The organism is Paraburkholderia sp. Ac-20340 (assembly GCF_017104965.1).
Taxonomy (GTDB): Bacteria; Pseudomonadota; Gammaproteobacteria; order Burkholderiales; family Burkholderiaceae; genus Paraburkholderia.
Map to the genome: position 1 here is coordinate 64,037 of NZ_JAAGPR010000020.1, position 21,400 is coordinate 85,436.

The 21,400-nt window shown below is 63.1% G+C and carries 16 protein-coding genes; 7 read left to right on the top strand and 9 right to left on the bottom strand.

Going from position 1 to position 21,400, the window contains the following annotated elements:
* The first annotated feature begins 290 nt into the window (after nucleotides 1-290).
* A complete protein-coding gene (locus G3N59_RS23120; RefSeq protein WP_205985114.1) occupies nucleotides 291-2,519 on the top strand; it encodes a GAF domain-containing protein in 2,229 nt (742 codons plus the stop codon).
* Here G3N59_RS23120 and G3N59_RS23125 read toward each other — a convergent pair.
* From G3N59_RS23125 to G3N59_RS23135, 3 genes are all read right to left on the bottom strand, one after another.
* Nucleotides 2,512-3,366: a CoA ester lyase gene (locus tag G3N59_RS23125; protein WP_346777919.1), complete on the bottom strand. Its 855-nt coding sequence runs from the start codon at nucleotides 3,364-3,366 to the stop codon at nucleotides 2,512-2,514. The genes G3N59_RS23120 and G3N59_RS23125 overlap by 8 nt on opposite strands.
* Before the next feature lie 173 nt (nucleotides 3,367-3,539).
* Complete coding sequence (locus G3N59_RS23130) at nucleotides 3,540-5,222, bottom strand: AMP-binding protein (protein WP_205985115.1); 1,683 nt, start codon at nucleotides 5,220-5,222, stop codon at nucleotides 3,540-3,542.
* 89 nt (nucleotides 5,223-5,311) lie between these two features.
* Nucleotides 5,312-6,274, bottom strand: coding sequence for a cyclase family protein (locus G3N59_RS23135; protein WP_205985116.1), 963 nt, complete (start codon nucleotides 6,272-6,274; stop codon nucleotides 5,312-5,314).
* Between the two features lie 292 nt (nucleotides 6,275-6,566).
* Between G3N59_RS23135 and G3N59_RS23140 the strand changes: the two genes are divergently transcribed.
* From G3N59_RS23140 to G3N59_RS23160, 5 genes are all read left to right on the top strand, one after another.
* Nucleotides 6,567-8,270, top strand: coding sequence for an AMP-binding protein (locus G3N59_RS23140; protein ID WP_205985117.1), 1,704 nt, complete (start codon nucleotides 6,567-6,569; stop codon nucleotides 8,268-8,270).
* The gene (locus G3N59_RS23145) at nucleotides 8,267-11,566 is read left to right on the top strand and encodes a carboxyl transferase domain-containing protein (RefSeq protein ID WP_346777920.1); all 3,300 of its coding nucleotides are present in this window, start codon (nucleotides 8,267-8,269) and stop codon (nucleotides 11,564-11,566) included. Before G3N59_RS23140 ends, G3N59_RS23145 begins: the two co-directional genes overlap by 4 nt.
* Before the next feature lie 37 nt (nucleotides 11,567-11,603).
* Nucleotides 11,604-12,428, top strand: coding sequence for a crotonase/enoyl-CoA hydratase family protein (locus G3N59_RS23150; RefSeq protein WP_205985119.1), 825 nt, complete (start codon nucleotides 11,604-11,606; stop codon nucleotides 12,426-12,428).
* A 14-nt stretch (nucleotides 12,429-12,442) separates the two neighbouring features.
* The gene (locus G3N59_RS23155) at nucleotides 12,443-13,321 is read left to right on the top strand and encodes a crotonase/enoyl-CoA hydratase family protein (RefSeq protein ID WP_205985120.1); all 879 of its coding nucleotides are present in this window, start codon (nucleotides 12,443-12,445) and stop codon (nucleotides 13,319-13,321) included.
* 173 nt (nucleotides 13,322-13,494) lie between these two features.
* Nucleotides 13,495-14,745, top strand: a complete 1,251-nt coding sequence (locus G3N59_RS23160; protein ID WP_205985121.1) for a mechanosensitive ion channel family protein — start codon at nucleotides 13,495-13,497, stop codon at nucleotides 14,743-14,745.
* Between the two features lie 4 nt (nucleotides 14,746-14,749).
* Here G3N59_RS23160 and G3N59_RS23165 read toward each other — a convergent pair whose 3' ends face one another.
* The 5 genes from G3N59_RS23165 to G3N59_RS23185 form a co-directional block, all read right to left on the bottom strand.
* Nucleotides 14,750-16,030 carry a patatin-like phospholipase family protein gene (locus G3N59_RS23165; protein ID WP_205985122.1) on the bottom strand — a complete coding sequence of 427 codons (1,281 nt, stop codon included), beginning with the start codon at nucleotides 16,028-16,030 and terminating at the stop codon, nucleotides 14,750-14,752.
* Nucleotides 16,031-16,040: 10 nt separating this feature from the next.
* On the bottom strand, nucleotides 16,041-16,823 hold the full coding sequence (locus G3N59_RS23170; protein WP_205985123.1) for a 3-hydroxybutyrate dehydrogenase: 783 nt from the start codon (nucleotides 16,821-16,823) through the stop codon (nucleotides 16,041-16,043).
* A gap of 28 nt (nucleotides 16,824-16,851) precedes the next feature.
* Nucleotides 16,852-17,649, bottom strand: coding sequence for an acetoacetate decarboxylase (locus G3N59_RS23175; RefSeq protein WP_205985124.1), 798 nt, complete (start codon nucleotides 17,647-17,649; stop codon nucleotides 16,852-16,854).
* A gap of 350 nt (nucleotides 17,650-17,999) precedes the next feature.
* Nucleotides 18,000-18,548: an acyloxyacyl hydrolase gene (locus G3N59_RS23180; RefSeq protein ID WP_205985125.1), complete on the bottom strand. Its 549-nt coding sequence runs from the start codon at nucleotides 18,546-18,548 to the stop codon at nucleotides 18,000-18,002.
* A gap of 425 nt (nucleotides 18,549-18,973) precedes the next feature.
* Complete coding sequence (locus G3N59_RS23185) at nucleotides 18,974-19,438, bottom strand: pyridoxamine 5'-phosphate oxidase family protein (RefSeq protein WP_205985126.1); 465 nt, start codon at nucleotides 19,436-19,438, stop codon at nucleotides 18,974-18,976.
* Nucleotides 19,439-19,534: 96 nt separating this feature from the next.
* On the opposite strand from G3N59_RS23185, the gene G3N59_RS23190 reads away from it, so the two are divergent.
* Nucleotides 19,535-19,930 carry an SgcJ/EcaC family oxidoreductase gene (locus tag G3N59_RS23190; protein ID WP_205985127.1) on the top strand — a complete coding sequence of 132 codons (396 nt, stop codon included), beginning with the start codon at nucleotides 19,535-19,537 and terminating at the stop codon, nucleotides 19,928-19,930.
* 24 nt (nucleotides 19,931-19,954) lie between these two features.
* On the opposite strand, the gene G3N59_RS23195 is transcribed toward G3N59_RS23190, so the two are convergent.
* Nucleotides 19,955-21,388 (bottom strand): nicotinate phosphoribosyltransferase, encoded by a 1,434-nt coding sequence (locus tag G3N59_RS23195; RefSeq protein ID WP_205985128.1) that lies wholly within the window; start codon nucleotides 21,386-21,388, stop codon nucleotides 19,955-19,957.
* Nucleotides 21,389-21,400 lie beyond the last annotated feature (12 nt).

A 21,400-nucleotide genomic window follows, 5' to 3' on the forward strand; every position in this document is an offset into this window, starting at 1 on the left:
GATCGAGATATCATCCGGAATGCAATCGGCACGGCGCACTTCACCGCCCTCTTCGACAGAAACGCTACTTCGTGCGACGAATTCAATCGCGCGTGCGCAACAGATACCATCGGAACACGGGTTTCTGCCAGAAGCGGCTCCACATTCGGCAGGAAAGTCGGAAACCGGCTGATCCGCCCCCAAGCCGAAGCATCCACAATCAAACTGGCAATCCGCCCCCGCTTCACGGACAATACGCGGAACATTACGGCAGGCCTTCCACCGGACACCAGCGCGGACACCCTCACCAAGTGGACAAGCCCGAGATCAACGAAATCGTCGCCAACTGCGACAGCGAGCCCATTCACCTGCTCGGCCGCATCCAGCCGCACGGCGCGTTGCTGTGTTTCGACACGCAAGGCCGCCTGATCGCGCGCAGCACCAACGCGCTCGCCTGGCTGGGCGCCGTGCCCGAAATCGGCGAGACGATTACCGACGCGCATCTGAGCCCGCTGTCACGTCAGACGATCCGCGCCGCGCTGGCCGATCGCGAGATGACGAGCGAAAGCGTCGAGTGCAAAGGCGTCACCGGCGAGCGATTCGATCTGATCATGCACTGGTCCGGCGACACGCTCGTGGTCGAATTCGAGCAGATCAGCCTGAAGTCGCCCGCCGCCACGCAATTCGCCTTGTTCGCGCAGCGCGCAATCCAGCGCCTGCAGGCCGCGCATCACGGCGATGTACCGCAATTGCTGCAGGCCGCCGCCGAAGCGATCCGCGCGATGACCGGCTTCGACCGCGTGATGGGCTATCGCTTCATGGCCGACGGCAGCGGCGAAGTCATCGCCGAAGCCAGGCGTGACGATCTCTCGCCTTACCTCCAGCAGCGCTATCCCGCCAGCGATATTCCGCAGCAGGCGCGCCGCCTCTACGTGCTCAATCCGATCCGCCAGATCGCCGATGTCAGCGCTGAACCGGTGCCCATCGTGCCGTCCGCGCATCCGCAAACGGGCGTGCCGTTCGATCTCAGCCATTCGGTGCTGCGCAGCGTCTCGCCGATTCACCTCGAATATCTGCGCAATATGGGCGTGGCCGCGTCCATGAGCGTGTCGATCGTGCGCGACGGCAAGCTCTGGGGCCTGTTCGCCTGCCATCACATGTCGCCGTATCGCGCGTCGCATGCCGTGCGCCTTTCGTCGACGGTGCTCACGCAGGTGGTGTCGATCCTGATCGCGCAGATCGAAGCGCAGCATCGCGCCGAAGCCGATCGCCGCATTCACGAACTGCGCACGCGCATCGCGGGCGAACTGGCGCAGGCCGAATCGCCGCTCGCCGGTCTCGTAGGCGCCGCGCCCGAGATCGCCGCGCTGGTCGATTGCGAGGCCGTGGCGCTGGTGGTGGACAACGAAGTCGTGATGCGCGGCAAGGCCACCACGGCGAGCCGCGAAACCCTGCTCGAACTCGCGCAGCACGTGGCGAACACGCGCGTCGATCAGTTCGCCAGCAACTGCGTGGGCGATTCGCTGCCCGAGCCGATTGCGCAAGGGCTGGCCGCCGGGCGCGTGGCGGGCTGTCTCGCGATCCAGATGCTCGGCGACAGCCGCATCACCATCATCTGGCTGCGCGACGAACTGGTCGAAACGATTCACTGGGCCGGGCCGCCCGACAAGGTCGTGGCGCAAGGCCCGAATGGCCCGCGCCTGACGCCGCGCGGCTCCTTCGAAGTCTGGAAGCAGACCGTCACGGGCCGCAGCCGCGACTGGACCGAATTCGATCAGCTCGCCGCGCGCGAACTGCGCTCGATCCTGCAGGAAATCGCGCTCGTGCAGATGCGCGAATCGGAGCGCGCGCGTACGACGCTGCTCGCCACGCTCGGCCACGATCTGCGCGATCCGATCCAGACCATCAACATGGCGATGCTGCTGATGGGCCGCGGCCTCGCGTCGGGCAACGATACGGTCAAGCGCGTGGAAGGCTCGACGCGGCGCATGCAGTCGCTGATCGGCTATATCCTCGACGTGAGCCGCATCCGCTCGGGCATGGGTCTGGGGCTCAAGCGCGTCGATGTCGGGCTGCGCGAGTTGCTCGAATCCGTCGCGGAGCAGACGCGCCTTGCGCATCCGGGCATGGCGCTCGACATGCAACTGGCCGACGATCTGGGCAACGCGCACATCGACCCCGACCGCCTTGCGCAAGCGCTCGCGAATCTGCTGGGCAATGCGCGCAAGCACGGCGACGCGCGCACGCCCGTCACGCTCACCGCCACGCTGGCGAATGGCGAGCCGTGCATCGAAGTGCGCAACGGGCTGCGCGAGCGGCCGGCCGTGCCGTTCGAACGTCTGCTCGATCCGTTCAAGAGCGGCTCGCTCGACAACCCCGCCAATCGCGGCGGTCTGGGACTCGGGCTGTATATCGCGCAGGCGATTGTGAAAGGCCACGACGGCGCGCTCACGGGCACCTTCAGCGACGATGAAGCGATCATCCGCATCGTGCTGCCGCGCGAAGCGGCCGGGCAACGCGCGGACGATACGGCTAGCTGAGCGCAGCCGCCAGCGCCAGAATCCGTTGCGCGCGCAACAACACGGGCCGATCCACCATCTTGCCGTCGACGGTAATCGCACCGGCTTCGGCATGATGCGCGGCTTGCGCCACGCGTGATGCCCACGCCAGTTCCTGTTCGTTCGGCCGATAAACGCCGTGTACGGCCTCGATCTGCTTCGGATGAATGCAGAGCTTCGCGCCAAAACCCAGCCGCTTGCCGTTGAGCGCATCGCGCCCGATGCGCGCGTGATCGTCGATGTCGGGCGTGACGCCGTCGATCGGCGTGTCGATGTCCGCTACGCGCGAGATCAGCGCTAGCTGGCTGCGATAGTGATTCAGCGGTTCGCCATCGTCGGGCATGCCCATATCGGCGATGAAATCGAGCGTGCCGAACATCAACCGCCGCACGCCCGGCGCTTTCGCGATCGCCATCGCGTTCCACATGCCCTGTGCAGTTTCGATCAGCGGATAGATGCTCACGCGGCGGCGCGCGATGACAATCGTGGCTGTCACGTCCTCCGCGCTTTCGGTTTTCGGTAGCACAATGCCTGCCACGCCGTCGAGCGCGCCCAGCTTCGCGTCTTCTTCGAACCACGGCGTCGTGCGCGCGTTGATACGCACCAGAACGCGATGCTCGCGCGAAACCCAGTGCGCGATATGCTCGCGCGCCGCCGCTTTGGCGGCAGGCTCGACCGCATCTTCGAGGTCGATGATGACCGCATCCGCACCGCTCGCCAACGCGCGCGCGAAGCGATCCGGGCGGCTGCCCGGCACGAAGAGATACGACTGCGGTGAAAACGCGCTTTCGCTTTTCGTCGCGCCGCTGAACGGCAAATCGGTATTCACGCCTGACCACTCCCGCGCGCAAGGCGCACAACTCGATGACGCATTACAGCGCGGGATCACAACGATCGGCAACTATCGATTAACTCTGCCCGGCATAGCTCGTGCCTATTGCCTGCTTTGCCTTGCCACGCCTCGCACGGCAGCGGGCAGAGTTGGCTCCCCCGTAACCGCCACTACCCTCGTAACTCCCGCCGCAGGATCTTTCCGGTCACGGTCTTGGGCAATTCGTCGATGATCGCAACGATGCGCGGATACTTATACGCCGCCATCCGCGCCTTGCAGTACTCGACCAGTTCTTCGGGCGTCGCGCTCGCCTGCGGCTTCAGGCTCACCACCGCCTTGACGGTTTCTCCGCGATAACTGTCCGGCACGCCCACCACAGCGGCCTCGCGCACGGCCGGATGCGTGTAAAGCACATCTTCCACTTCGCGCGGCCAGACCTTATAGCCGCCCGCGTTGATCATGTCCTTCTTGCGATCGACGAGATAAAACCAGCCGTGCTCATCCATGAAGCCCACATCGCCGGTGCGAAAGAAGCCGTCGACGATCGCTTTCGCACTCTCCTGCGGCTTGTTCCAGTAACCCGGCACGACCATCGGCCCGCGCGAAATGATCTCGCCCACTTCGCCCGCGGGCAGCGGCCGCCCCATATCGTCGCCGATATACGACTCCACGTTGAACGCCGGCACGCCAATCGAGAGCGTGCCCGAAGCCGCATCGACCGGCGCATCGCGGCCAACCGGCACGACATGCGTGGGCGAATTCGTTTCGGTGAGGCCGTAACCGTTGTGAATGTAATGGCCAAAACGCGCGCGAAACGCCTCGATCACGCTCGGGGGAATGGGCGCGCCGCCGGAATAGATGCGCCGCATCGAAGCGAAATGCTCGCGGGTCGCCCGCGCGTCGTTCATCAGCGCGATAAATACGGTGATGGCGCCGATGGTGAATTCGGGCTTGTGCTCGGCGATGGCGTCGAGGATCACGCCCGGCTCGAAGCGATACGCCAGCACGAGCGGCGCTGCGCAGATGAACGCCGCGCCCACGTGGCCAACCAGCCCCGTGATGTGAAAGAGCGGCGCGACGCCGAGGATTGGCGCGCCTTCGCGCAAGCCCACCCAGTCGCGATACACCTGCGCGTTGAAGGCCATATTGCCGTGCGTGTTCATCGCGCCTTTAGGCACGCCCGTGGTGCCCGATGTGTAGACGAACATCGCGATGTCGTCGCCGTGCAGTTCGATGGGCGGCGGCTTCTGGCCACTGTGCGCTGCAATCGCGGTGGCGAAATCTTCCGCGCCTGCATGTGAGATGCCTGCGGTAGCAGTGGCGCCATCGGCGTGTGTCATGCCCGCGAAGAGCCGCGCGTCGTTGCGCGTCTGATATTCGAGCGCCGATGTCGTCATCACGTGCGGCTTGAGCGTGTCGTCTTCCGCCAGCAGCGGCAGCACGACATCGTCGTAAAGCGTGCCGTGGCAGACGAGCACGCGCGCAGCAGAATCGGCGAGCAGCACGCGCAGTTCGCGCGATCGGTTCATCGGATTCACCGGCACGGCAATCGCGCCGATCTTCCACGCGGCCACCAGCGCGATCACGAATTGCGGCACATTCTGCAAATAGATTGCGACGCGATCGCCGCGTGCAAGGCCGCGTTCGAGCCACGCGCAAGCGAGTGCATCGGACTGCTGATCAAGTTCGGAATAGCTGATCGCACCGTCGAAATACAGCAGCGCGCGGGCGTGCGGCGCGCGCGCGACGGCTGCACGAAACAGGCTCAAGGCATCCGGGTAGTCCTGGTCTATCGTCGCCGTGTGGCCGCTCGCGTAATGGGCGAGCCACGGTTTGCTGGCATAGGGCGTCATGTGCGCTCCGGCGGGAAATCTACGCGAAGGGGACGGCGCGCGACGAGAACACCGCGCGCCGCATCGACATCACGAAGGCGATGCTACGCCTACTTCACCACCACCGGATTCACCGGCGCGCCGCTGCCGCCCACGACCTTGAGCGGCGCGGCGGTATAGAGGAAGGTCCATTGGCCGTCATCGGCGCAATCGGCGGCGAGCGGGTCGAGTTGCGCGATCTCCGTGAGCGTCACGCCCAGGTTGCGCATCAGCGCGTTATGCAGCGGCAATGCCACGCCCGAATCGGGGTCGATGGTGACTTCGTTCGCGATGGTGTCGGTCACGAGATTCGGAATCTCCATCTCGTGGAACCATTGCACGAGTTCGCGGCTGTGCGTGAGGCCCGGCTCGATGAAATTCTCGTAGAACTTCGCCTGGTCGCGTTCGTAGAACGAGCCGATCCAACCCGTGCGAATCACGAGAATATCGCGCTTTTCGATGCTCACGCCCTGCGCTTTTGCGGCCGCCAGCAGGTCTTCGTGCGTAAAGGTTTCGCCCGGATCGAGCACGTCCTTGCCGCGATGACGCGCCATGTCGATCAGCACGCCGCGCCCCACCACGCCGCGCTCGGCGATAGGCAGCACGCTGGCCTTGTCGAGTCCGCCGATGGTCGATTTCGCGTCGTAGCCGTTCCAGAGCTGATCGTCGTACCAGACGTGGCCGAGCGCGTCGTACTGCGTCGAGCCTTGCAGATACATGATCATCATGTCGTCGGCATATTCGGCGAGGCCCGGGAAAAGCGGACCTTTTCCGCACATGTAGTGGCCCTTGTCCATCACGTTCATGCGGCGCGCCTGCGAACGTCCCGGCCAGACCGGATCTCCCTTGGGGTGGCCCATCTGGATCTGCAGCGTGAAAGTCTTGCCCGAGCGCACCGAGGCCACGCCGCGCAACACCTCGGCCTGCGTCAGATAGTTGAGCGAGCCGACTTCGTCGTCGGCGCCCCACTTGCCCCAGTTCTTCGGCGAATCCTGCAACAGCTCGGCCACTTCAGGAACGTTCTTCGACTCCATGCGTTGTCTCCTTTCTTCTCACGTTGGGGGTGATGCAAAGGGCACTGCAGAAAAAGCTGCACTAGCAAGGACACGAACACCGGCGGCGTCCGGTATTTGAAAACGAGGGGTATCGATACAAATCGCACGATCGTTCTTTAAAGTCAACCGGGACAAACCGCAGGCGCGCGAAGCGGCAATCGTGCACATCATGGATGGTCGGCCACGTCAGGCACTTTTCCGCATTTCCCGTAGGCAACTTCACGCCGCGATTCGCCGCGCATGGCGAACCGCCGAATCCGCGAGACTTCCGATGAACGAACGCGAGTATCTGGAGCATCTGCACGGTCTGTGGGCACGCGCATGGCCGGCAGGCACGCCGCGCGAGCCGCAGTATCCGCTCGGCCAGCGGCCTTTGACGGCGTATCTGCGCGAATGGGCGCGGCGCGATCCGCAGCGGCCCGCCCTGCACTTCTATGGCCGCACGCTAAGTTACGGCGAGCTCGACGATCTGAGCGAGCGTTGCGCCGCGCTGCTCGCCGGTCTGGGCGTGAAGCCCGGCGACCGTGTGGCCGTGTTCATGCCCAACTGCCCGCAGATGCATATTGCGTTCTACGGCATTCTCAAACTCGGCGCGGTGCATGCGCCGGTGAGCCCGCTGTCGAAGGCGCTGGAACTCGGTTATCAGCTCAAGGACAGCGGCGCGCAGGTGCTGATCTGCGCCGATCAACTGTTGCCGATCGTCGAACAGGTGCGCGATGAATGCGCGCTGCGCTCGGTGATTGCAACCGGCGTGGGCGAAATGCGCGGCCCGCAAACGGGCGACGATGCACCCATCCCGTTGCCGGATGTTGTGCTCGCAACCAAATGCGTGAGCGATAACGTTATCGACTTGCTGCCCGCACTCGCCGGCGTGCAACATCCCGCGCCGTCTTACGAACCGCAACTCGACGATATCGCCGCGCTCAACTACACCGGCGGCACCACCGGGCTGCCCAAAGGCTGCATCCATACGCACGGCGACATGCTCTACACCTGCGCGAGCTTCATGCCCGTCGCGCTGCGCGCCGATCGCGACGCCATCTTCCTCAACTTTCTGCCCGAGTTCTGGATCGCGGGCGAAAACGCCGGTCTGCTTTTTCCCGTGTTCGCAGGCGCGGCACTCGTGCTGCTCGCGCGCTGGGACCCGCTCGCGTGGATGCGCGCCGTGCAGCACTATCGCGTGAGTCATTGCGGCATGCTGGTCGATAGTGTCGCCGATGTGCTCGATCACCCGCGCGTGCGCGAATTCGATTACGGCTCGCTGCGCCAGGTGGGCGCGATCTCCTTCATCAAGAAACTCACGCGCGACTATCGCCGCCGCTGGCGCGACCTCACGGGCTGCACGCTCTACGAGTTCAGCTACGGCATGACCGAGACGCATACCTGCGACACCTTCACGCTCGGCCTGCAAACCGGTGATGCCGATCTGCGCGAACAACCCACGTTTGTCGGTCTGCCGGTTCCCGGCACCGAGTTCAAGATCTGCGATTTCGCCAGCGGCGAGTTGCTGCCGCCCGGCAGCGAAGGCGAACTATGCGTGCGTTCGCCCTCGCTGCTCAAGGGCTACTGGCAACGCGAAAAAGCCAGCGCCGAAGCGCTGCGCGACGGCTGGCTGCATACCGGCGACCTCGCCACCTTCACCGAAGAAGGGTTTATCCGCTATCTGGGACGCCGCAAGGAAATGCTCAAGGTCAACGGCATGAGCGTGTTTCCGAGCGAACTGGAAGCGCTGCTCGGCCAGCATCCGGCGATTCTGGGCAGTGCTGTGATCGGTCGGCCCGACGCGGCGCGCGGCCAGCAAGCGGTGGCGTTCGTCGTGCTCAAGCCGGGCAGCGGCGCGAATGCGGATGAACTCGCCGCATGGTGCCGCGCCTCGATGGCCGTGTACAAAGTGCCGGAAATTCGGGTGATCGACGCCTTGCCGATGACTGCAACCGGCAAGGTCAGGAAACAGGAACTGGACGAACTGCTGTGACGACATCTTCTGTGAAGCAACACGATGGCATTGGCGTTGTGCTGATCGCCAATCGCGGCGAGATCGCGATTCGCATTGCGCGCGCGGTGGCCGAAGCGGGCATGCGCAGCGTTGCCGTCTATGCCGAAGACGACGCCCGCGCGCTGCATGTGCGCCGCGCCGATCTGGCCGTGCCGCTAACCGGACACGGCGCCGCGGCTTACCTGAATATCGACGCGATCATTGCCGCGGCGCGCGAGCAGGGTTGCGACGCCGTGCATCCCGGCTACGGTTTCCTCAGCGAGCGCGCCGATTTCGCACAGCGTTGCGCGGATGCGGGCCTGCGTTTTATCGGCCCGTCGCCGGAGGTGTTGCGCACATTCGGCGACAAAGCCCGCGCGCGCGAACTCGCGGCGCGTTGCGGCGTGCCGCTTGCGGCCGGAACGAATCGCGCTACCACGCTGAATGAGGCGCGCGATTTTCTCGCCCGGCACGGCGCGATCATGGTCAAGGCGCTCGCGGGCGGCGGCGGGCGCGGCATGCGCGCGGTGCACGACGCGTCCACGCTGGACGAAGCCTTCGCGCGCTGCGAATCGGAGGCCCGCGCGGCCTTCGGTGACGGCGCGCTTTATGTGGAACGGCTGATCGCGCATGCGCGTCATGTCGAAGTGCAGATCGTCGGTGACGGCGTGCAGGTGGGGCATCTGTGGGAACGCGATTGCAGCCTGCAACGTCGGCATCAGAAAGTGATCGAGATCGCGCCTGCGCCAGGCCTGAATTCAACATTGCGCCGCGCGATTATCGATGCCGCACTGACGCTCGCGCGCGCCGTGAAGTATCGCGGGATCGGCACGTTCGAGTTTCTGGTCGATACGGCGCGCGGCGATTTCGTCTTTATGGAAGCGAATCCGCGCGTACAGGTCGAGCATTGCGTGACCGAGGCCATCACGGGCGTCGATCTGGTGCGCGCGCAACTATCGCTCGCGCAAGGCGCAACGCTTGCCGATCTCAAACTGATCGACCCGCCGCCCGTGCGCGGCTTCGCTGTGCAGACGCGTGTGAATCTCGAAGCGATGCAGCCCGATGGCAGCGCGCGTTCAGCAGGCGGCGTACTCAGCGCCTATGAGCCGCCCAGCGGCGCGGGTTTGCGCGTGGACGGCTACGGTTATACCGGTTACGCCACGAGCCCGAACTACGATTCGCTGATCGCCAAGCTGATCGCCCACGCCGACGATTTTCCTGCCGCCCTGCGTCGGGCCGCGCGCGGTTTGAGCGAGTTCAGGCTTGAGGGCGTGACGTGCAATATCGGCTTTTTACAGGCGCTATTGCAGCGCGCGGAATTGCCCGGTTACGACGTGGACACACGCTTCATCGAGCGACATATCGGCGAACTGCTTGCCGCTTCCGGCGATGTGACGCCGTCGCGCTTCTTTGCTGCGGAGCGTGCCGCGCCCGAAACATCGGCTATACACACGCACGACGCGCCGCCTGGCTGCGTGCCGCTCGTCGCGCCGGGTCAAGGCATGCTCGTGAGCGTCGATGTGCAGCCTGGCGACACCGTCGCCATCGGCCAGCAGGTTGCTGTGCTCGAAGCGATGAAAATGGAGTTCGTCGTCGAGGCGACGCAAAGCGGCATCGTGCGCGTGGTGGCCGCACAGGCGAACGACACCGTATTCGAAGGCGCGCCGCTCGTCTATATCGAGCCAGCGGAAGTGGCTGCCGCGCAGATGCAGACCGAAGAAAGCCGCGATCTCTCGCACATTCGCGCCGACCTCGCCGAAGTGCTGGAGCGTCATGCGCTCACACGCGACGAGCGCCGCCCACAAGCCGTTGCGAAGCGCCGCAAAACCAGCCAGCGCACGGCGCGCGAAAATCTCGACGATCTGCTCGACGCGGACAGTTTCATCGAATACGGCGCGCTCGCGCTGGCCGCGCAACGCGGCCGCCGCCCGCTCGACGATCTGATCACGCAAAGTCCCGCCGATGGCCTGATCGCGGGCATCGGCACGATCAATGCACAGAGCGTGGGCGCGAAAGCGGCGCGCTGCATGGCCATCGCCTACGACTACACGGTGTTCGCGGGCACGCAAGGCATGATGAGCCACAAGAAAACCGACCGCATGCTGCAACTGGCCGAGCAATGGCGTCTGCCGCTCGTGCTGTTTGCGGAAGGCGGCGGCGGGCGGCCAGGCGACACGGATCACGTGGGCGTGGCGGGCCTCGATTGCCGGACCTTTGCGAGCATGGCGCGGCTCTCGGGTCAGGTGCCGCTGGTGGGCGTGGTGTCCGGCCGCTGCTTCGCGGGCAATGCGGCGCTGCTCGGCTGCTGCGATGTGATCATCGCCACGCGCAACACCAGCATCGGCATGGCGGGACCGGCGATGATCGAAGGCGGCGGTCTCGGCAAGTTCACGCCCGAGGAAGTGGGCCCGACCAGCGTGCAGGCGCCCAATGGCGTAATCGACGTGCTGGTGGACGACGAAGCCGCCGCCGTGCAGGTGGCTAAGCAATATCTCTCGTATTTTCAGGGGTCGATCGAAGCGTGGACCTGCGCCGATCAACGGCTGCTGCGCGAAGCGATTCCCGAGAATCGCCTGCGCGTGTACGACATTCGCCGCGTGATCGAAATGCTCGCCGATCAGGATTCGGTGCTGGAATTGCGGCGTGCTTTCGCGCCAGGACTGATCACCGCATTGATTCGCATCGAAGGAAAACCATTCGGATTGCTTGCTAATAATCCCATGCATCTGGGCGGCGCAATCGATGCGCAGGCTGGCGACAAAGCCGCGCGTTTCATGCAGCTTTGCGATACCTTCGGCTTGCCGCTGCTCTCCCTGTGCGATACGCCCGGTTTCATGGTGGGCCCGGAAGCGGAGAAACAGGCCACGGTGCGCCACGTCTCGCGCATGTTCGTCGCGGGTGCGAGTTTGCGCGTGCCGTTTTTTACCGTCGTGCTGCGCAAAGGCTATGGACTGGGCGCGCAGGCCATGGCGGCGGGCAGCTTTCACGCGCCGCTCTTCACGATCGCGTGGCCAAGCGGCGAATTCGGCGCAATGGGACTGGAGGGCGCGGTGCGTCTGGGCTACGCGAAAGAACTCGCCGCCATCGACGATCCCGCGCAGCGTCAGGCGCAATTCGAGCGCATGGTCGCCGATGCTTACCGCAACGGCAAGGCCATCAATATGGCGAGTTTCCTCGAAATCGACGGCGTGATCGATCCCGCCGACACGCGTCGCTGGCTCATGCGCGGGCTCGATGCGAGCGCAGGTTTCGCCGATCGCGCGCAACCGCAGCGGCGCTTTGTCGATACATGGTGAGCGCGCAACCAACCAATATGACCGCAAAGGAACCCGCATGACCCAGGAGACCCACTCGCTGATCGACATCGCCATTGCAGACGGCGTGGCCGATGTGCGCCTGAATCGTCCGCACAAGATGAACGCGCTGAGTCCCGCGATGTTCGATGCGATTCTCGCGGCGGGCGAGCGCCTTGCGCGCGAAGCCGATCTGCGCGCCGTCGTGCTTTCGGGCAATGGCAACGCTTTTTGTGCAGGCCTCGATCTGGAGAGCATGGCGGCGCTCGATCAGGTCGGACGCAACACGCCTATCGTCACGCGCACGCACGGGCTGTCGAACTACGCGCAGCAGATCTGCATGCTCTGGCGCGAGTTGCCCGTGCCCGTGATCGCCGCCGTTCATGGCGTGGCGTTCGGCGGCGGGTTGCAACTCGCGCTGGGCGCCGATCTGCGCTTCGTCGCGCCCGATTCGCGGCTTTCGGTGATGGAAATGAAATGGGGACTCGTGCCCGATATGGGCGGCATGGTGCTCACGCGCGGCCTCGTGCGCGAAGACCGTTTGCGCGAATTGATCTACACGGCGCGCGTGGTGTCGGCGAGCGAAGCGGTCGAACTGGGGCTAGCCACCCGCGTGAGCGACAACCCGCATGCCGATGCATTGGCGCTGGCGCGCGAAATCGCTCAACGCAGCCCCGATGCGATTCGCGCTGCAAAACGCCTGCTGCACGTCGCCGCACACGGCGATGCCACTGCCACGCTGCTGGCCGAATCGATCGAACAGGAAGCACTGATCGGCGGCACGAATCAACGCGAGGCCGTCGCCGCGAATCTGCAGAAGCGCGCGCCGCGCTTTGCGCCGGCATCCGAACCGCCCCAATATTGATTGCGAGCACAACCATGACCGATACCGCCAAACTGTCGTTCGAGACGCTGCGCTACCACGTCGAAGACGGCGTCGCCACCATCACGCTGCATCGCCCCGAAAAGCTCAACGCCTTCACGGCGACGATGATGCAGGAATTGATCGCCGCCTTCGACACCACCGACGCCGACGACGCCGTGCGCTGCGTGATCGTCACCGGCTCGGGCCGCGCGTTCTGCGCGGGCGCGGATCTTTCCTCGGGCGGCGAAACCTTCGACTACGCGAAGCGTCTGGGCACGAGCGTGGAAACGGTGCATCGCGACGGCGGCGGCCGTGTCGCCCTGCGCATCTTTCGCAGCCTCAAGCCGGTGATCGCCGCAGTCAACGGACCGGCGGTGGGCATCGGCATGACGATGCAATTGCCGATGGATATCCGCCTCGCGTCCAGCGACGCGAAATTCGGCTTCGTGTTCGGGCGGCGCGGCATCACGCCCGAAGCCGCATCTTCGTGGTTTCTTTCGCGCGTGGTGGGCATCTCGTCGGCGCTCGAATGGTGTTACACGGGCCGTGTTTTCACCGCCGATGAAGCGCTCGCGCGCGGTCTCGTGCGCTCCGTGCACGCGCCCGCGGATCTCTTGCCCGCAGCGTGGGCGCTGGCACGCGAAATCGCCGATAACGTCGCGCCGGTCTCCGCGGCGATCTCGCGGCAAATGATCTGGCGCATGGCCGGCGCGAGCCATCCGATGGAAGCGCACCGCCTCGACAGCCGCGCCATTCAGTCGCGGGGCCGTTCCGCCGATGCAGCCGAAGGCGTGAGCGCGTTCCTCGAAAAACGCCCTGCGGCCTTTCCGAACCGCGTTTCCACTGATATGCCGGATTTTTTCGACTGGCAAAGCGAGCCGCCGTTCGTCTGAACGCGCCCTTTTCAATCACGCGCGTGCGGAACCTCGGCTCGCCTGCGCGGTCCCTTTCAAGTACCCTACGGTTTGCCGGCACGGCATCGATTGCGTGCTGGCGTTGTTTTTTTAGGTCGCGTTTTGCGTTACCCATGCTGTGAAGCGCTGAAAAAAGGAATCCGCAACACCCCATGAATGTGAATGAAATCTGGTTTGAGCCGCTGGTTGGCTCGCTCGTTCTGCTTGGCGCAGCAAGTGTCGTCGCCGCCGCTGTCCACTTCCTGTTGTTTCGCGTCATTGCGCGCCTCGCGCAGCGTTCAACCACCCGCATCGACGACGCCCTGTTCGAATTCGGCGCCTTCAAATGGCTGAGCCGCGTAGCGCCCTTCGTGGTGATTCGTCTGGGTATCGACATGGTGCCGGGCCTGCCCGCCACGATTGCGCAGACGGTCGATAAAATCAGTTTCGCGCTAATCGTGCTGCTCGTGACGATGACCATCAGCGCGACGCTTTCGGCCTTCGAACATGCGCATCGCACCGCGCGTCAGGATCAGCCGCGCCTCTCGCTCAAGGGCGCGATGCAACTGGTCAAGCTCGTGATGTTCATCACCGCGGCGCTAATTGTGATTGGCGATGCTACGGGCAAGCAGATCGGGCTGCTCCTTTCGGGGATCGGCGCGATGTCGGCGGTGCTGATGTTGATCTTCAAGGACACGATTCTCGGCCTGGTGGCAGGCGTGCAGCTTTCGTCGAACGACATGCTGCGCATCGGCGACTGGATCACCATGCCGAGCGCGGGCGCGGACGGCACGGTGATCGACATCACGCTCAACACCGTCAAGGTGACGAATTTCGATCACACCATCATCACGATTCCCACCTGGAAACTCATCACCGAGAGTTATCAGAACTGGCGCGGCATGACCGAAGCGGGCGGGCGGCGTATCAAGCGCGCGCTGTTTATTGACGCCACCAGCGTGCGTTTTCTGCAGACGCAGGAAGTCGCAAGGCTCGAACGTCTCACGCTGTTGCAAGACTATCTGGCGCAAAAGCGCGATGCACTGACGCAATTCAATGGCGCGCTAGGCAGTGCGGGCGAATGCACGGCGAACCGGCGCCAGCTCACGAATCTGGGCACATTCCGCGCTTATGTGGATCAATATCTTCAACGCCATCCGCATATTCATCGCGAGATGACCTGCATGGTGCGCCAGTTGCCGAGCGGTGCAGAAGGCATTCCGCTCGAACTCTATTGCTTCACCAATACGACTACGTGGGTGGAGTACGAGTCGATTCAGTCCGATCTGTTCGATCATCTGATTGCCGTGCTGCCTGAATTCGGGCTGCGCGTTTATCAGAATCCCTCGGGCTACGACATGCAGCAAGGCCTGCTGGGCGTGCAGGAAAAACGCGGCGAACGCGAAAGCGCACTCGCCGCGTAAACGCTCAGGCGGGCTGTTGGACGTCGACGGGCTCGTGCGATGTCGGCAGATCGTTGCGATCCGATTCCGGCACCTCGCCAGCCCGGCGATGGATATCGTGCGTTACGAAACCCTGTTCGCGGCTCGGCACCGCGAACCAGTCAGGATGCGAGAACGACGCGCGTATATCTTCCAGCCCGCTCGACCAGTGCTCCTCCATCGTATCGACGCTGAACTCGTAGTCCTTGTAGTGGCCTTCATAAGGTTTGTTCTTGTAGATCAGATGCACGACGTTGATCGACGAACCATCGGCCACGGTTTCCGCGAGGCGGAACAGCGGGTCGCTGCGGCGCGCTTCGGCGGGCACGTGCTCGAGCAGTTCCTTGATGAAACGCGCGTGCTTCTGGCGATCGGCGAGCATATTGGTGATGGCACGCGTGCGGCTCGAATACTGGATGTCCTTGGCGCGTTCGGCCACGTCCATGAAATCGGCAGGCACGTTGCCGTTCGCACTCCATAGATCGACCTGAAAAACCAGCGTGTCCTTGTGGTCCGCGTCACGCAGAACCTCCGTGAGCGGCGTATTCGAAACGAGGCCGCCGTCCCAGTAGTATTCCCCTTCGATCTCGACAGCCGGAAAGCCCGGCGGCAATGCGCCCGATGCCATGAAATGCTCGGGTTCGAGACGCATCTTCGTGTTGTCGAAGTACACCAGGTTGCCGCTGCGCACGTTCACGGCGCCCACCGAAACGCGGGTGGGGCCATCGTTGATGCGGTCGAAATCGGCGAAACGCTGCAGCGTGGCCTTGAGCGCGGCAGTGTCGTAATAGCTCACTGAATTGGGCAGCGACTTCTGCCAGCCCGCGAGCGGCAAGGGACGGCGCGGCGCGAAAAAGCCCGGCTGACCTTCGGCGAGCGCGCGCCCCGCCGCCCACATGCTGGCCCAGCGGCGCGCCAGATCGTGATGGCCGAACAGCGGCAGCGCGAGCGAACCCAGATTGCCGAACCAGTCGAGCGGATGGCAGATCGACTCCCAGAAGCCGCGCAAGGCGGCCACGCGCTGGCTGGGCTCGTTACCCGCGATGATCGCCGTATTGAGCGCGCCAATCGACACGCCCGCGATCCAGTGCGGTTCCACGCCTGTCTGCGCCAGCCCTTCGAACACGCCGGCCTGATAGCTGCCTAGTGCGCCGCCGCCCTGCAAAACAAGGGCGATTTCGTCATAGCGCGGCAGCTCAAACGGCTTGCGCTCCGAGTTGCGCGTGGATTTGGCCTCTCTGCGGGCGGTTGTATTGCTGCTGCGCATGAACGCCTCCTTAGTGCATCGACCAGCCGTGCGTGACGAGCACCGATTGGCCCGTCAACGCGTTGGACTCGAAGCCCGCGAGGAAGGCCACGGTGTTGGCGACATCGTCGAGCGTGGTGAATTCGCCATCGACGGTGTCCTTGAGCATGACGTTCTTGATGACGTCCGCTTCGGAAATGTCCAGCGCCTTGGCCTGCTCCGGGATCTGCTTGTCGACCAGCGGCGTGCGCACGAAGCCCGGGCACACGACATTGGCACGCACGCCGCGCGAGCCGCCTTCCTTGGCGACCACGCGCGCCAGGCCCAGCAGACCGTGCTTGGCCGTCACGTAAGGGGCCTTGAGCTTCGAGGCTTCGTGCGAATGCACCGAACCCATATAGACGATCGAGCCGCCCTTGCCGCTGCCGTACATATGCTTGAGCACGGCCTTGGTGGTGAGGAACGCGCCATCCAGATGGATCGCGAGCATCTTCTTCCAGTCACCGAAAGCGAATTCGTCGACCGGGCTGATGATCTGGATACCGGCGTTCGACACCAGCACGTCGATCCCGCCGAACACCTTCGCGGCTTCCTCGATGCCCGCATTGACGGCGTCTTCGTTGGTGACGTCCATCGCCACGGCGAGCGCCTTGCCGCCCGCCGAAATAATGCTGTCCGCGACCTTGCCGGCTGCCGCGAGGTTCAGGTCGGCGATCACGACAGCCGCGCCCTGCTGCGCGAACATTCGTGCGCAATGTTCGCCAATGCCACTTGCCGCACCGGTAATAACGGCCACTTTGTTCTTCAACGACATAAGTAATCCTTACTGAATGAGTTAAAAATTAAGCGAGCGCCGGTTCTTCGTCGCTATGGCGCGCCGGCTTTGCAGCGGTATCGGCCAGATAATCGAACGCAACTTCGCCGATATCGAGCGTGAGATTGGCGATCACATGACGTGCGCCCACCACGCGGCGCACGGGCAGATCGGCCACTGGCGCGAGGGCGTGCGGATGGAGTTCGAGCGCGGCCGGACCGCTCCAGGCGCCATGCACGGTGACATCGCTCAGATAGAAGCGCACGAGTTCGCAGATGCGTGCCGTGCCGTCCACGTGCGGAATCACCTTGAGCAGATAGTTGGGGGTATCGGCCAGCTTGCGACGTTCGTCTTCGTTATTCAGAACGTTGTGCTTGTAGCCCATGGTGCCCGTGGCAATGCGCTGCGTGCCGTAATCGAGCGTGCCGAGCAGCGTGTCGTTGCCGTCCACGCCCAACACCGGGCGGGCGAGTTTCTTCGGAAAGCCCCAGATTTCGCGGCCGCCCGCGATCGGGCCTTCGTCGTCCAGATACATGGAGTGCGTGTAGTTGGCGAGACGGCCCTGCGGGTCGCGCACCGACACCACCTGCCCGCTTTCGGTGTAATCGCCGAACCCCGAAGAGTCGGGCATGCGGATGAATTCGTAGTGCACGAGATTGTTCTCGGGCTTGAGCGGTTCCGGCACGATGGCGCGCAGCGCATCGGGATCGGTCTCGTACGTGATGATGAAGTATTCGCGATTGACGAAGCGAAACGGCGGGCGCGGATAGGCCGGATTGTGAACCGGCATCGCAAACGCTTCGCGGCGGATTTTTGCTAGATCCATGCTGTCCTCATGACTGGGCTGCGGTAAAACGTCGCGACTCATCATAGAGGTGAATGCGCAGTTCAGTGGTGATGGATATCAATAAACACTGTTGCGATCGCCGTAATCAAAAAGGTTTATGAAAGGAAATAGCCGTATATTATTCACGGCATCACAATACCCTTTTCACGTCCATACGCTGGTTGTTGCGTTTCCATACCTTATCCGTTGCAGGAATTGGATAAGAACAATCGTCATAACATATAAAGTTGCACGCACAACTAATATGTTGAATGAATCAAGCGGTGATAAAGCAGAAAGTTGAGCGTGCGCCGTGCGAGCGACGGCGCATGAGACGCGTACAGGAACAACTAGAAATTGTACTGCACGTAGATCTGGCTGAAATTGATACCGGGGTTCGGGTGCTTGAGTCCGGCGTTCGATAGATGCTGGAAGCGAAAGCCCACCTGATAGTCCTGGTGCTCGCCAAACTGTGCACCTACACCAACCATATCCGCAAACTGGAACGAAGACGAGAAGCTTCGATCCGGCGTTTCGTCCACGTGCGAAAGCAGGCGCACGCCCACACCCGCCTCGATGAAAGGACGGATAAAGCCGGAGTTCTTGATGAAGCGGAACACGGGCGTAAAGCCGAATTCCCAGATGTTTGCATTGACGGACGGTCGTTCGCCGATGTCCCAGTAGGCGACGTGTCCTTCGCCCACTACGGTGAAATGATAGCCGCCGATATTCCACCATTGCCAGCCCGGGTCCCACACAACGCCAAGGTCGGCTTTCTTCACGTCGTGGTCGGCAACGCCGCCGGCAAACTGGACGCCCCATCGGTCCGCGTGTGCGGCCGTCGAGCCGAGGCACAAGCCCGCAAAAAGAATAGCGAGTGGCAGTTTTCTTTTTCGCATTTCCTCACTCTTTCGATTATCGATTCTGATGCGGCACGATCGATTGAATGATGAAAATGCCGCGTCGAAACCCGGCGAATTATAAATTCAGGGTCATCTTTATTGCCCTATCTTCAGCGCAATGCTTTATTACCGAAAGCGGGAAAGTCGAGATATCGAAAATAGAAATGGTGAATTGTGTTGAGTGTTTTCGGATGCAAAAAAAAGACCTCCGCCTTTGCGCAAGCGGAGGTCGAAGTCGGTTTGGAGACCAGCGTTGTTCATCGCCTGAACAACGCCCGCAGATATTAATGATGTACGGTCAATCAATAAACTCACTAGTGCGCATCAGTCCATTGCGTTCATTGCAGCAATGTGAATGCGATCAGATGCGAAAGTAGGTCAGCGCTTTTTTTAAAAGTGCCTGACGCGTAACGCAGCGCGTTTTATACGTGCGTACGCAGCATCGCAATCTGTTCTCGCCAACGCGAAATCACACTCTCGCGCTCATGGAGCCGGAACGTCACACCGCTGAGCACGTCGGCATATTTCGCGCGATGCACGTCTACGCGCTCGATATGCAGGCTGAACACGCTGAGATTGAGCGCAGTCTGCTGTTCGGCAACGAGGCTTGCGCGGGCGCGGATTTCCAGCAGTGCGCCATCGTCCACAAGCGAAAGCGTCAACCGGCCATCGCGCGCCATGTTGTGTGCGGTATTCGAATTGGGCCACATCGCGACGAGCAGCGTTTGAGGATCGACGGCCAGCACTTCGCCCACGCTCAGTTGCGCGCCGTGCGGCCAGCCATCGGCGCTCACCGTCGAGATACGGATAGCGCCATCGGCGTGCATTTCCAGATGGTCGCCGTCGAACGCGGTGAGTAAAGGCGCGGGTAATGTGTGATCTTGCATTGGCTTCTCCTGATCGTGTGACGCGACGCCAATCTACCGCATTGTGCGCGTTGGCGGAGTAAGCTGTGGACCTCGACGACGCACGGGAGATCCACCATGACCGACGATGAAACCTGCCTGCGCAACGTGGTCGCGCAATGGCACGCGGCCACGAATGCGGGCGACGTTGACGCGCTGCCCGCACTGATGACCGAGGACGTGACGTTTCTCGTCGCCGGTCAGCCGCCCATGCGTGGCCGCGACGCCTTCGTGCAGGCGCTCAAGCCTTTGCTCGTCACCCATCGGATCGAATCGACGGGCGCGATTCAGGAAATCGAGGTCTCCGGCGATCTCGCCTGGTGTCGCAGCGAACTCGATGTGCGTGTCGTCGCGCGCGACGGCAGCGCGGTCATGCGACGCGCCGGCAGCGTGCTATCGATCTTCCGGCGCAGCCCCGATGGCTGGCAACTCGCGCGCGACGCCAATCTGCTGACGCTGCAGAAAGACGCTTGACCTCGCGCGCGCGGGCTGCTGGCGTCAGGACTCGTCGGCGTGTGCACGCTCGCGAATCGCATCGAGCGTGACATCGACACAGAGACGCCCGTTTTCATAGACCGTTTCGAGCGCTTCTTCCCAGTCGCGTTCGAGCGTGCGATCTTCCCAGGCGAGCGGCAAGGTCGCGGTGCGATATTCGCCTGTACGACGGTTGCGCAGCAGCGTGAGACGCCCCATCTTCGAGCGCTTGCCGGCGTCGGTCACCGGATCTTTGCGCACGCCGGTCCACGTATCGCCCAGCCGGATCGCCGAGCACTTCATCGCGAAGCGCTGCGTATCGCGATCCACGCGCTGCAACAACGCGCCGCCCATACCGAAGGTGACGTTGTCCGCCGCATAGCCCGCGTCGTCGAGCGCCGCGAGGATCGCTTCGATCGAGGCCTCGTTCACGCCATCGCCCTGAATCACACGCACGGTGTTCAACACGCGGCGGCCCCGGCTATTGAGCGTCGAGCCAAACGATGCATCGAGCGCGCGCACCGTTTTCATGACGATATCGACCGGCTCTCCGGAGTCCGGCCGGATCACGAGCGTGGCGCCGGAGTCGAGCACGGCCTGCTTCAACTCGCCGCCCCAGACTTCGAGCGCCGCGAACAGATCGTACGAATCGGAGACGACCGAGACGATCGCACCCGGCTTGCCGAATTGCGCGAGCATGTTGCGGTAAGCGTCGGCCTCGCGCTCGCGGCCCCAGGAGGTGATGGTGCTGTGCTCGGCTGCGGGCACCGAATACGCCGCCATCGACGCGTTGTAGTAGCGGTTCGCCGCGATCACGCCCAGCACGGTATCCGAGCCCATGAAGCTCACGAGGTGAGCCGCGCCGCCAATCGCCGCGCTTTCGGCGCTCGACACGCCACGCGCGCCGAAGTCGTGCAGCTTGAACGGCAGTTGCGTGAGATCGTCGCTGGTTTTGCGCAGATAGCGGCCGATCGTCTTGCGCAGGTGCCAGCTTTGCGTCGCAACGGTGATCGGATACCAGAGGCGCAGAATCATTGTTTCGATGTACGAAGCAAGCCAGAACACTCTGGGATCGTCACACTCGACAGTCATGAGCACCTGATGCGTCGGCACAACCGAGCCTTCTGGTACGGCGCGAATGCGCAGCGGCAGATAGCCGCCGTACTGCTCGACGATATAACGCCAGCCGGCTTCGTTGAATGGCTCGCCGTGTGCGCCGAAAAACAGCTTCGCTTCGTCGATCATCTGCGCCGTGATGGGACGGCACAGATATTCTTTTACCAGCATTTGCAGGCCGAAAAACACGGTGCGATCGTAACGGCCACCACGCGATTCGACGTACGAAAACATGCCCGTCGCTTCGGGCGGATATTGCAGAAAGTGGGAGGCCTTGTAGGAGTCCGTATTAAGAATCGGATTGGCCAGAACGGATGCGAACGAATCGAATTGGGCTTGCATGGCTAGAGCTCC